Genomic DNA, 12,870 nt, shown 5'->3' on the forward strand with positions numbered 1-12,870 from the left:
CTCCCGGTATTATTTACCTACATTTATGACTTAGTCTCAGTATCAAGCCACGTTAAGTAAGCTTGGCTACCTGAATTGATATCGAGCACCACAAACTCTGGAACATCATAAGGGTGAACTGATGTTATATAGGACTCGATATCCGAGATATTTCTTTCAGTGGTTTTTATAATTAATTGAACCTCTTGATCTTGTTCAATTTTTCCTTCCCAGCGATACAAGGACACCATCTGTGGAATTAAGTTCACACAGGCCACCAGCTTTCGTTCTAGCAGTCCTTCCGCTAAATGATGGGCGATGGCAATATCGGGACAGGTGGTCAATATGACTCTGCCGTTAACTGATGTGCTATCGAAATTTGATTCTTCGGTCACTGATTTCACCTTTTATTTACGCGTATGAACAAATTATGTTTAAGAGATAATGCAAAACAATTACTTACATATTATCTCATTGGATAATTTTGTGCCTTACTTGAAACCGGATAAATTGTCCCATACTTATAGGAAATGAGTAGCACTAATACTCGGTAAAATCATTTTAGGAACACTATGCCTTTATTTTTCTTTTTTATTGTAATTCCCTTAATCGAGTTAATGATCTTATTAGAGGTCGGCAGCATTATAGGTAGTGGTTATACGTTTTTAATCATCATTGCGACCGCAATCATAGGTACAAAGCTTGTTAAACAACAAGGTGTGAGTACTTGGAGTAAAATCCAAACAGAATTAAACCAAGGCGCATTGCCTGCGCAAGCGATGTTTGATGGTGTCTGTATCTTGGTGTCTGGTGTTTTGTTAATCACCCCAGGTTTTATGACCGACATTTTAGGATTGTTACTTCTTACTCCACCATTTAGAAAATCAGTATATCGTCAAGTCGGTAGTAAGATTCAAGTTCGCTCGGCAGGTTTTGGCCAGCAACAATCAGGTAACCCATTTAACAGTGGATTTGGTCCGGGGTTTTCTCAGCACAACGAGTTTGGTCAAGATCGCACAAACGAGCAAGGTAATACCTACGATCACGAAGGGCCAACAGACAACTCAAATCAAAATGACTCACCTAAGGTTCTCGAAGGTGAGTACATTAGAAAAGACGATAACTAAATCGTTTTCACAAGCACTTTAGAACGCCGTTGGAAGTTGTAAAGTGCTTGTTTTTGTTGCGGTAGAACCTCAATTCCTTGTTCGATAAACCCTTGTTCTTTAAACCAATGTTCACTAACCGTTGTCAGGGCAAAGATCTGTTTTAGCTTGTATTGTTTTGCGAGTGATTCGACGACCGATAATAACTTTTCGCCAAGCTTTTCACGTCGATATTCAGGGTGGATAACAACACAACCTAACTCACCTTTATTTTTGGCCGGGTTATGTTGGTCTAAATAAGGATATAAAGCAGCACAGGCAACAATAGTATTTTCTTTTTTGACTAATACAAACTTATCAATTTCCATTTCTAGGTTTTTACGAGAGCGTTGTACTAACACGCCCTCTTCCTCTAATGGTCGTATAAGCTCCATAATTCCGCCAACATCATCAATCGTCGCCATCTCTACTTGGTTACCACAATCGGCCGAGACTAAGGTGCCCGAACCTTCGCGAGTGAATAACTCTTCAAGTAACGCCGTTTCTTTTTTGTAAGAAATACAGTGACAACGAGACACACCGTTTTGGCTGCATTCAATAATAGCTCTGAGTTGAAGCTGATGAACGTGATCGGTTTCGAGCCCGCCATATCTTTTTAGCAAGTCGGTTACTTCCTCACGGTTACAGCTTCTTATCAAAGCGCCAGAGTCATCGAGTAGCCCATCGCGATCGCTAAAAGCAATGAGCTTGTCAGCTTCAAGGGAGATAGCAACCTTTGCAGCAACGTCCTCTAATGCCAAATTAAATACTTCTCCCGTCGTGGAATAACCCAGCGGTGACAACAAAACGATACCGCCCAATGCCAATTGTTTTTTTATCGCGTCGGTATCAACTCGGCGCACCAGTCCCGTATGTTGAAAGTCAACGCCATTGATGACACCAATAGGCTTAGCGATAACCACGTTCCCAGTGCTGACTCGCAATTGCGAACCGTGCATTGGAGAGTTGGCTAGCCCCATGGTTAACATGGCTTCTATTTGCACACGCAAACTGCCACTCGCATCTTTAACGGCCTCCAACGCTAACTTGTCAGTGATCCGCAAGTGCTGCTTTTGATGTTGTGCGAAAGTAGACTGAGCGCTGAGTTGTGCCATCCGCTTTGCAATTTGTGGACGCGCCCCATGAACAATTACTAAGTTAATGCCCAAGCTTCTCAAAAGGGCGATGTCATGCACAATATTGACAAAGTTTTTATGCTCGACGGCTTCGCCACCAAACATCAGCACCATGGTTTTACCGCGGTGACTGTTTATATAGGGCGCGGCGTTTCGAAACCACGTTACATAGTCTTTGGCGCTTGTCATTACTCGTTCCCGTTTGTTTTGAATGAGGGCTCGTGCTGTGCATTTAATTGAGCGGCTAACGGCTGTTGTTGCTCCGTGTTAGTCTCGATACTGGCGCCGGTGGTAATCCCAGTTTTAAGCCTTTCTTTTACATTGATAAGTGCTTTAGACACTTGGGCTTTAGATGTACCCCCAAGCGCAATACGTTTGTTCAGCGTTGCTTCGAGAGACAAATGTTCATATACGTCTTCCGTGATTTTTTGATGAAATTTTTGTAACGTTTTTAATGGTAAGTCCTCGAGAGCTTGGCCTTGCTCAATGGCAAAAACAACGACTTCTCCCACCAAGTGATGCGCCTCTCTAAACGGCACTCCTTTGTTTACCAAATAGTCAGCAAGCTCAGTTGAGTTTGCATAACCTTGCTGCGCCGCCAATTGAGCACTCTTGCGGTTCACCTTCACTCCTTCAATGACTAACGACATCATATTGAGTGACGCCAGCCAAGTATCAACTGCGTCAAACAGACCTTCCTTGTCTTCTTGCATATCTTTGTTGTAAGCAAGCGACAAGCCTTTCATCACGGTTAACATTCCAGTTAATGAGCCAAACACTCTGCCCGTTTTACCGCGTATAAGTTCGCACGCATCTGGGTTCTTTTTTTGTGGCATAAGAGATGATCCCGACGTCACTGCATCACTCATTTCGATAAAGCCAGCTTCGCCCGAATTATAGAAAATTAAATCCTCAGCTAGTCTCGAGAGATGCATCATACTAATGCTCGCTGCTGATAAGATTTCAATGACGTGGTCGCGATCGGACACAGCATCCAAGCTATTAAATGATGGCGAACTAAACCCTAAGCTCGTCGCCAATCCTACGCGGTCAATTGGGTAAGCCGTGCCGGCTAATGCGCCACAGCCTAGCGGTGACGTATCCAGGCGTTTTTTGGCATCCGTTAATCGAGTTACGTCTCTTTGCAGCATCTCAACGTAAGCCAAACACCAGTGGGCAAAGTAGACAGGCTGGGCACGTTGTAAATGTGTATAACCGGGGATCACTGTATCTGACTCTCGTTCGGCTAAGCTTATTAGTTCTGACTGGCACACAAATGATGCCGACGATAATTGACCAATGGCAAATTTGCACCACAGTTTAAGGTCGGTCGCCACCTGGTCGTTTCGACTCCGTCCTGTGTGAAGCTTTTTACCCAGATCCCCCACACGTTCTATTAGTCGCTCTTCTACCCAGCTGTGAATATCTTCTGCGTCTGACTCTAAAATTTGGCTAGGGTTTTTGAGTACCGATTCATTCAACGACTCAAGGGCATTTATCAACTCAGACTTTTCGTTTTGGCTTAAGACCTCTACTTCACACAAGGTGCTTGCCCACGCAATTGACCCTTGTATATCAAATGTCGCCAGTCGATAATCGACCTTCAACGAGTCATTAAATGCTTTAAAGTCAGTGTTAGAACCTTGTTTAAACCGTCCTCCCCATAGTGCCATTAGCTTTCTCCGTTACTTGCTGAGTTAGGTGACGTCGTTTTTCCTTCAGACGCTGTGAATGCCAAACTTGATGAATTTTGTTTTTGTAATGCTTCTATGCGACTGGATAAGCTAAACAAACGAATAAAGCCCTCTGCGTGTTTTTGGTCGTATACATCATCTTGACCAAAAGTGGCAAACTCTTCTGAATACAGATTATTTGGGGACTGACGTTGAATCACACTCGCCACACCTTTGTACAGCTTTACCACGACGGTACCGGTGACTTTAGATGCTAACGAATTCGCGGCGGCGAGCTGAGCTTTGGCTAATGGCGTAAACCAGCGACCATCATAGATGACATGAGAAAACTCTAACCCCAAATGCTCTCTAAAGCGCAGAGATTCTTTATCCAAGATAAGTGACTCAAGTCCTTTGTAAGCCGCCATTAAAACCGTTCCGCCTGGCGTTTCGTAACAGCCTCTAGATTTCATTCCGACTAAACGGTTTTCAACAATATCAATACGACCGACGCCGTGCGCACCGGCTTTTTCATTTAAATAAACCAACGCTTGGTATGCAGACATTGCCTGTTCATCAACACCAACTAGCTCACCTTCATGAAACTCTAATGATACTTTTTGTGGCTTATCGGGTGCGTCCTCAGGCGCGACAGTCATCGTCCACACTTCCTTTGATGGTTCACACCAAGGATCTTCTAGCTCACCACCTTCATGAGAAATATGCCACGCATTGGCATCGCGACTATAAATTTTGGTCAATGATGCAGAACATGGGATCTGGCGCTTGGCCAAATAGTCTAATAAGTCTTCTCTTGATACCATGTCCCAGTCACGCCAAGGCGCAATCACAGTAAGCTCTGGAGCGAGTGCTGCAAAACAGGCTTCAAAACGGACCTGGTCGTTACCTTTACCTGTGCAACCGTGACACAACGCATCTGCGCCAACTTGCTTGGCTATATCTACCTGCGCTTTGGCAATAATTGGTCGTGCCATCGAGGTGCCTAACAAATACTGTCCCTCATAAACGGCGCCGGTTTGGATAATTGGGAAAATATAGTTTTTGACCATTTCTTCTTTTAAATCGACGACATAACACTCACTTGCCCCTGAAGCGAGCGCTTTTTCTTTAATTCCATCAAGTTCATCTTCGCCTTGCCCTACATCTGCACAAAACGCCACGACTTCACAGTTGTCATAGTTTTCTTTTAACCATGGAATAATGGCTGAGGTATCCAATCCACCAGAGTAAGCCAATACGACCTTGTTTATTTTTTGTTTGTTCATCTTTATTTCCTAATTATTTGGTATTTACTGAATGACTTGACTGGCAAGTGTTATGAATAATTGAGTTGAGAAGGCGTCGCCCCTGACAAACAAGTCAAAATGGCACACTGAGCCCACATGCGATTTTCAGCTTGTTGAAAAACAATGGAACGAGACGGATCATCAAACAAAGCTGTGCTGATCTCTTGTTCTAGGTGCGCGGGCTGACAATGCATGACTTTATTCGCACCTGCTTTAATCAGCATTTCATGATTGACTTGGTAAGGACTAAATTTTTCTAGAACGGCTGCTTTTTCCTGTTCATTAACTTCGGCGCTATCACCCATAGAGATCCAAGTGTCGGTATAAATTACATCCTGTTGGCCCAAATCCGCCATGTCATGGGAAATGGTCAAAGTGGCAGGCTTGTACTGCTTAGCTGGATTGTTCTGCTGAGGGGATTGGGTGCTTATACTGGCTTTATCCAATGAGCTGACAGAGCTGTCTTGTAACTGTGATTGTTCATACAAAAATTGAGTTTGCTCAATAATTTCTAAACTTGGACCATGGCCCTTTGGGCAAATAAGCGTAAACGGAATTCCCATGATGGCCGCAAGAGTCATAAGAGAGTTGGAGACATTATTGGCGTCGCCAACATAAGCGAGTTTGAGTTGACTCAAATCACTGAAGTACTCAGATAACGTGACAAAATCGGCCAACGCTTGGCATGGATGATATTTATCACACAGCGCATTGATAATAGGAATGTTCGCGTATTCTGCTAAATCGAGAATAGAGTCGTGCTCATATACACGAGCCACAATAAAGTCGGCATAACAAGAAAGATTTTTGGCGTAGTCTTTTACCCGTTCACGCTCCCCTAATTTGCCATTTTTCTGACCGATATTTACCGCGTGCCCGCCTAGTTTGTTGATCCCAATATCAAAACTCACCAAGGTTCTAAGCGATGGCTTTTCAAAGATCATGGCCACGGATTTACCCGCTAGTACGTGTTTGTATTGATGCGTCGAACTTTTAATGTCTTTAGCGAGAGTAATCAGCCCTTCAATTTGAGCTTTCGTGAGTTGATGATCAGCCACAAAGTGCTTCATAAATGGGACCTTTTTCAATGTTTGAAATTCAGCTCCCAAAGCTGACGCCGAGTCAGTTAAGTTGTTTGTTTGCTGTGTGTTCATTTTATTGTTTGCCTTAATTCTTTAATTTTTAAGCGAGTACCTGTGTTTAAGGAGGACGACTTTCAGACACAGGCGCACGCAAACATAGAGGCAATCGACCTCTAGGCTTCAATTTTGTATGCAAGTACTAACTTGCTAGATGATTTAGTTCTGGCTATATATGCTGATAAAAATAAGCGTTTAGTTTGAACCAGCCTGATTGGGGATAATGCGGGTGCCGATTGCTTGTCCCGATAACAAATTCACGATTTGTTCTGGAGACTCCCAACTGGCAACCGCGATGCTTCGTCGGAGTTGGTTTGCGGCATAGAAGGCAGCTTGTATTTTGGCCGTCATTCCACCTGAAATGACTCCAGAAGCGATGAGATGTTGGGCATCGAGATGAGTTAGGGATGATAAAAGTTGACCATCGGCGCCTAATACGCCATCGACGTCTGTCAATAATAAAAGCTCAGCGTCTAGAAGTTCACTGACGACAACGGCTGCGTCATCAGCATTTAGGTTAACCAGTTCACCTGTTTCTACCATTCCTATTGAGGAGATAATTGGTAAAAAGCCGGCTTGTAATAACACTTCGAGTAGCTGTTTTTGGTTTGCTTTAGGTATCCCTACTGCCCCAAGTCCTTCTCGATTCATTTCGCATGTTGCTAAAGTACCGTCAACGAGTGACAGTCCAACCGGATTCAAACCAACTTGAGTCGCAATGGAAACGACAGCTTTGTTCACATAACCAGATAATGCGCCGCTTATAGTTGGCATCTGCTCAAAGGGTGTCACTCTTGCGCCATTGCGTTTTTCGCTGACATAACCTGCTTGTTGCAACATAGCATCGACAATGACACCGCCGCCGTGAACAACAACAATTGCTTTTTGTGGATCAGAGACCTTCAGTTGGGCGACGATTTCCATGAAGCGCTGCAACGCACCATCGCGCTCTAATATCGCACCTCCGATTTTGATAACGAGAGCATTTGTCATGCGGCCACCTCCTCTGCTAACTCTGGAACGAGCGAGTAAGAGCTAGGTAAGCCAAGTGAAATATTCAAACATTGAACAGCTTGTGATGCCGCACCTTTTAATAAGTTGTCGATAGCAACCGCCACGACAAGTACCTTTGAGGTTTGACAAAATGTCCAATGAATATCAGCAAAAGGTGTATGTGCAACATCATCAATTTGCGGCCATGTACTCTTTATTCGCACCATAGCCTTAGTGTCATACGCATCATGAAAGGCCTTGTTGATTACTGCTTCTGACGTGCCTTCTGGTACTTTGACCGTCACTGTCACCAATAAGCCACGTTTATAAGGCGCTAGATGCGGATTGAAGACCACTGGCGTACTCAGTGCTTGGGAGATTTCTGGCTGATGACGATGCTGCAAAATATTGTATGGACGTAAGCTGACTTCATTGAAGCTATTGGCCAATTGAGCACTGCGTCCTGAACCGCTGACACCACTAATTCCGTTGATCACGACCAAGTCTTCTGTGATAAGTTGAGATTGTTTTAATGGTTTTAGTGCGAGTAAGCTTGCAGTTGGATAACAACCAGGTAAAGCCACCAGTAATGAATCTGAAGTTTTTTTAACGGTTTCATCACTTGACGTTGGCTTAATACATGGCTTTGACGGAGATACTGCCTTTGATTGGGATTGAAAACTCAATTTCTCAATATCACTGTCTGTTAACCATTCGGCCAGACCATAAATAGCCTGAGAAAGCAGTGCGGGAGATGGGTGTTCAAAACCATAATAAGTAGGATACGAATCTGCATTGCCTAAACGATATGCACCCGACAAATCAAAAACATGAATCTCTAACTCTAGAAAAACAGGTGCCCATTGGGCAGAAAACTCATGCGGTGTGGCTAAGAAAACCGCGTCTAATTTTGTAGAATTTTGTGATAACCAATTTTTGGAAAAAGGCTGCAGGGGTAAATCACAGATCCCCTGCCAGCGAGCGTGAAGCTCTGAAAAACATAGCATAGAAGAAGTGCTATTTTCCGATACCACCAAATGTTTAATCGAAACTTTTTTGTGCGCAAGTAGTAGGCCAACCAATTCGGCTCCGACATAACCACTTGCACCAATTACGGCCACATTCATAACAAACCACCAAAAGTGAATTTAAATTCAACAACAATCTGCACAACGAAAGCAGATACATCCTTAATATCTTGGTCGAAGTTGCCTTTAAAAAAGAACAACTGAACGACACAGAAACTTTTAAACTTTATGAAAGTCTTATCGTCGTGAGCTTGTAGGTAAACCCACCTTTGATTCCTTGTTATATCTGTTAGTTAAAGCGAACCGCCAATGACTTATTTTGAATTTGACGATACCAATAGTAGAAAACTAACACCACATGAATTATTATGCAATAAATTAACATAAATATTTTTAATTAAGTTGAATAGAACATGACGGACGTAATTACAGGGACACTTCCCACCTTTGAGCAGATATTAACTCAGGTGATCAGCACCTCATCCATTAGCTCTAATCTATCGAAATGGGATGAAAGTAATTTAAAAGTCGTTTCGGTATTAGCGGATTATTTTGAGGCGTTGGGTGCGAGCGTCGATATTTATCCAGTGCCTAATAGTAATGACAAGTTCAATTTACTCGCACGATTTATCCCGCAAAAGCAAAATTCACACAAAGATAATCAATCCAAACAAGACAACCATGAAGGTGGCCTGCTGCTGGCAGGTCATAGTGATACTGTTCCTTTTGATGAAAAACGATGGAGTCATGATCCGCTCAAGCTTCAAAGCAAAGACAACAGGTTTTATGGTTTAGGTACTTGTGACATGAAAAGCTTTTTTGTTTTTATTGTCGAGGCATTAAAGGAGCTAAAAGAAAGTGGTGAAATTAATAAACTCAAAAAGCCGCTTTACGTTTTAGCGACCGCTGATGAAGAAACGACGATGGCTGGTGCTCGATATTTTGCTGAACAACAGTTACTCAAAGCTGATGTCGCCATTATCGGAGAGCCCACTGGGTTGGCGCCCGTCTTTAAACATAAAGGCCATATGTCACATCGAATCAATATTAAGGGTAAATCGGGCCATTCAAGCAATCCAGCCCACGGAATCAATGCGATTGAGATTATGATGGATGTGTTAAATCGGCTCATGTCTTTCAAACAGTATTTAGCCATGTCGTTTCAAGACGGTGATTTTGATGTTCCCTACCCAACCCTAAACTTTGGTGCCATTCACGGCGGCGACAATGCCAACCGAATTTGTGGGGAGTGTTATTTAGATATCGATATACGAGCTATTCCGGGCGTCTCCGATAAAGATCTCATTTATCTTTTAAATAAACAGTTAGAGCCAATCGCCAAGCAGTATCCCGGACGGTTACATATCGAAGAATTGCACTTGCCTTGTCCAAGCTTTGCACCACACTCTAATGATCAGGCTAACACGCATGCAACCTTCAGCATGAATGACTCTAAGTGTGCATTTGACGTTGCCGAGTCTGTTACAAATATGACGTGTTGTGCTGTCGATTATTGTACCGAAGCTCCTTTTATTCAAAGTGTCAGTCGGCAGACTATTGTGCTTGGGCCAGGCTCTATAGAACAAGCCCATCAAGCAGATGAGTTTTTGGCACAGGCTCAGATCAAACCAACCCTCAAAGTGTTAAGGCAGTTTATTAAACAATATTGTTTTTAGAATTTTATATAACCAATGTTTATTTCTAATCATTTGTTGCGGGATTAAAATACCCATTACAGAAACAAAACAACAAATAAAAACAATTACAAGTTACATGAACACCCAGTACTTATTTTTATTAACAGTGACGTCAGTAACGAACGCTATACTTAAATATCCTGCCCACTCTTCGTGTCATCGCTCAACAAATAAAAAAGGCTCTTCCAATTTATGAAAGAGCCCTTCTATAGACCATTTTATCGCTCAACCTTGAATATCAATGTTTAACTAAGCGATGGAACTACACTAGGTTAAAACCTCAAACTAATCAACCACTTTATCCCAAAATGGGATAAACCGAAGTTGGGTTTAATGTTCAGGCATGAACCAAGTTTGGGACGAAAAGCATCAACGCTTTCGAAGCTATCTGAAACACATTCGCAAAGAGTCTGGTTTGTCTCAACAAGAGCTGGCCGACAAGCTAAAGCGACCTCAGAGCTTTGTATCAAAATACGAACGCGGTGAGCGTAAACTAGATTTCATCGAAACCGTTGAAATCTGTGAGGCATTAGGCCGTTACGACATCAGCGAAGTCTACGAGTACATTAAAAAGTAAGCGTAGGCTTTCTCACGCCTGCTCTAGAAAAACGACTATCCTTATCAGCGTAACAACTATCTTAGTATTACTTAAAAAAGTTTAATTTTTTTCTTTCTTACCTCTTGGATTCTCACTATCCACCCCTATATATCAGCCACATAAAGACTTTAGTTTGTCATGCCGTTCAACAAACAGCGTGACTCATTATAAACACTCATATATCGGAGAAAATGACCAATGAGCATTCGTCCTCTACACGACCGTTTAATCGTTAAACGCAACGAGCAAGAAACTAAATCAGCTGGTGGAATTGTTCTGACTGGTTCTGCAGCAGAAAAGTCAACTCGCGGTGAAGTTATTGCCGTTGGTAATGGTCGTATTTTAGAAAACGGTGACGTGCGTCCACTAGACGTAAAAGTTGGCGACACGGTAATTTTTAGCGACGGTTACGGCGTTAAATCTGAAAAGATTGATGGTGAAGAAGTTCTCATCATGTCTGAAGCAGACATCTTAGCAATCGTAGAATAATTTCTTTTTTACCGAACAATAGGAATCAAACATCATGGCAGCAAAAGACGTAAAATTTGGTAACGACGCTCGTGTAAAAATGTTAGCGGGTGTTAATGTTTTAGCAGACGCAGTAAAAGTAACGTTAGGTCCAAAAGGCCGTAACGTAGTTTTAGACAAGTCATTCGGTGGCCCAGCGATCACTAAAGATGGTGTATCAGTTGCTAAAGAAATCGAACTTGAAGACAAGTTTGAAAACATGGGCGCACAAATGGTCAAAGAAGTTGCTTCTAAAGCCAATGACGAAGCAGGTGACGGTACTACGACTGCAACCGTTCTTGCCCAAGCTATTATCAACGAAGGCATCAAAGCTGTTGCCGCTGAAATGAATCCAATGGATCTTAAGCGCGGTATCGACAAAGCGGTTAAAGCAGCAATCGAAGAATTAAAAGAGTTATCTGTTCCTTGTGCAGACTCAAAAGCGATCGCTCAAGTAGGTACTATCTCTGCAAACTCAGACGCAGAAATCGGTAAAATCATCGCAGAAGCGATGGAGCGTGTTGGTCAAGAAGGCGTTATCACTGTTGAAGAAGGTCAGTCTTTAGAAACAGAACTAGACGTTGTTGAAGGTATGCAGTTTGACCGCGGTTACTTATCTCCTTACTTCATCACTAACCAAGAAAATGGCACGGTTGAACTAGACAACCCATTCATTTTATTGGTTGATAAAAAGATCTCTAACATACGTGAATTACTTCCGACGTTAGAAGCGGTATCAAAATCTGGTAAGCCACTATTAATCATCGCTGAAGACTTAGAAGGCGAAGCATTAGCAACATTAGTTGTTAACAACATGCGCGGTATTGTTAAAGTATCAGCGGTTAAAGCACCTGGTTTTGGCGACCGTCGTAAAGCAATGTTACAAGACATCGCTATCCTGACTGGCGCTACTGTAATCTCTGAAGAGATTGGTATGGAGCTAGAAAAAGCTCAACTTGAAGACCTAGGTACTGCCAAGCGTGTTGTTATCACTAAAGATGACACAACCGTTATCGACGGTGCGGGTGCACAAGATGGTATCGACGGCCGAGTTGCTCAAATCAAAGCACAAATCGAAGAATCAACCTCTGACTACGACAAAGAAAAACTTCAAGAGCGTCTAGCTAAGCTATCTGGCGGTGTTGCGGTAATCAAAGTTGGCGCAGCAACAGAAGTTGAAATGAAAGAGAAAAAAGACCGTGTTGACGACGCGCTACACGCAACTCGTGCAGCGGTTCAAGAAGGTATCGTAGCCGGTGGTGGTACAGCGCTTGTTCGTGTTGCTGCTAAAATTGCAGAGCTGAAAGGCGACAACGAAGACCAAACTCACGGTATCAAGATTGCTCTTCGTGCAATGGAAGCACCACTTCGTCAAATCGCATTCAACTCTGGTGACGAGTCATCAGTGGTTGTTAACAAAGTTAAAGAAGGCGAAGGTAACTTTGGTTACAACGCTGCAAACAGCACGTACGCTGACTTAGTTGAAGAAGGTATCCTAGACCCAACTAAAGTAACGCGTAGCGCACTTCAGTTTGCTGCCTCAGTTGCTGGTCTAATGCTTACAACTGAAGCAATGGTAACAGATGTACCACAAGATGCAGCTGCAGCTCCTGCAATGCCTGATATGGGCGGCATGGGTGGAATGGGCGGCATGATGTAATCATCCCC

At 43.0% G+C, this 12,870-nt stretch carries 12 protein-coding genes; 5 read left to right on the forward strand and 7 right to left on the reverse strand.

Annotated elements, in window-relative coordinates:
* Nucleotides 1-23 precede the first annotated feature (23 nt).
* On the reverse strand, nt 24-374 hold the full coding sequence (gene cutA / locus AC4E96_RS02835; protein ID WP_490254848.1) for a divalent-cation tolerance protein CutA: 351 nt from the start codon (nt 372-374) through the stop codon (nt 24-26).
* A gap of 177 nt (nt 375-551) precedes the next feature.
* Here cutA and AC4E96_RS02840 point away from each other — a divergent pair, with 177 nt between their 5' ends.
* Nucleotides 552-1,106 (forward strand): FxsA family protein, encoded by a 555-nt coding sequence (locus AC4E96_RS02840; RefSeq protein ID WP_490254849.1) that lies wholly within the window; start codon nt 552-554, stop codon nt 1,104-1,106.
* On the opposite strand, the gene argA is transcribed toward AC4E96_RS02840, so the two are convergent.
* From argA to AC4E96_RS02870, 6 genes are all read right to left on the reverse strand, one after another.
* The gene (gene argA / locus AC4E96_RS02845; RefSeq protein ID WP_490254850.1) at nt 1,103-2,449 is read right to left on the reverse strand and encodes an amino-acid N-acetyltransferase; all 1,347 of its coding nucleotides are present in this window, start codon (nt 2,447-2,449) and stop codon (nt 1,103-1,105) included. The two genes, AC4E96_RS02840 and argA, sit on opposite strands and share 4 nt — an antisense overlap.
* Nucleotides 2,449-3,933, reverse strand: a complete 1,485-nt coding sequence (argH, locus tag AC4E96_RS02850; protein ID WP_490254851.1) for an argininosuccinate lyase — start codon at nt 3,931-3,933, stop codon at nt 2,449-2,451. Before argH ends, argA begins: the two co-directional genes overlap by 1 nt.
* Nucleotides 3,933-5,219, reverse strand: coding sequence for an argininosuccinate synthase (locus AC4E96_RS02855; protein ID WP_490254852.1), 1,287 nt, complete (start codon nt 5,217-5,219; stop codon nt 3,933-3,935). Before AC4E96_RS02855 ends, argH begins: the two co-directional genes overlap by 1 nt.
* A gap of 50 nt (nt 5,220-5,269) precedes the next feature.
* Nucleotides 5,270-6,310: an ornithine carbamoyltransferase gene (locus AC4E96_RS02860; RefSeq protein WP_490254859.1), complete on the reverse strand. Its 1,041-nt coding sequence runs from the start codon at nt 6,308-6,310 to the stop codon at nt 5,270-5,272.
* A gap of 264 nt (nt 6,311-6,574) precedes the next feature.
* Entirely contained in the window at nt 6,575-7,372 is a 798-nt protein-coding gene (gene argB, locus AC4E96_RS02865; RefSeq protein ID WP_490254853.1) for an acetylglutamate kinase, read from the reverse strand.
* Nucleotides 7,369-8,499 (reverse strand): N-acetyl-gamma-glutamyl-phosphate reductase, encoded by a 1,131-nt coding sequence (locus AC4E96_RS02870; RefSeq protein ID WP_490254854.1) that lies wholly within the window; start codon nt 8,497-8,499, stop codon nt 7,369-7,371. The genes argB and AC4E96_RS02870 overlap by 4 nt, the downstream gene beginning before the upstream one ends.
* A 314-nt stretch (nt 8,500-8,813) precedes the next feature.
* Between AC4E96_RS02870 and argE the strand changes: the two genes are divergently transcribed.
* The 4 genes from argE (at nt 8,814) to groL (ending at nt 12,862) form a co-directional block, all read left to right on the forward strand.
* Nucleotides 8,814-10,076 (forward strand): acetylornithine deacetylase, encoded by a 1,263-nt coding sequence (gene argE, locus AC4E96_RS02875; RefSeq protein WP_490254855.1) that lies wholly within the window; start codon nt 8,814-8,816, stop codon nt 10,074-10,076.
* A 364-nt stretch (nt 10,077-10,440) separates the two neighbouring features.
* Entirely contained in the window at nt 10,441-10,674 is a 234-nt protein-coding gene (locus tag AC4E96_RS02880; protein WP_488031792.1) for a helix-turn-helix domain-containing protein, read from the forward strand.
* Nucleotides 10,675-10,893: 219 nt separating this feature from the next.
* Nucleotides 10,894-11,184, forward strand: coding sequence for a co-chaperone GroES (locus tag AC4E96_RS02885; protein WP_488031793.1), 291 nt, complete (start codon nt 10,894-10,896; stop codon nt 11,182-11,184).
* Nucleotides 11,185-11,218: 34 nt separating this feature from the next.
* Entirely contained in the window at nt 11,219-12,862 is a 1,644-nt protein-coding gene (gene groL, locus AC4E96_RS02890; RefSeq protein ID WP_488031794.1) for a chaperonin GroEL, read from the forward strand.
* Nucleotides 12,863-12,870: the final 8 nt, after the last annotated feature.

It is taken from the genome of Psychrosphaera sp. (genome assembly GCF_982872775.1).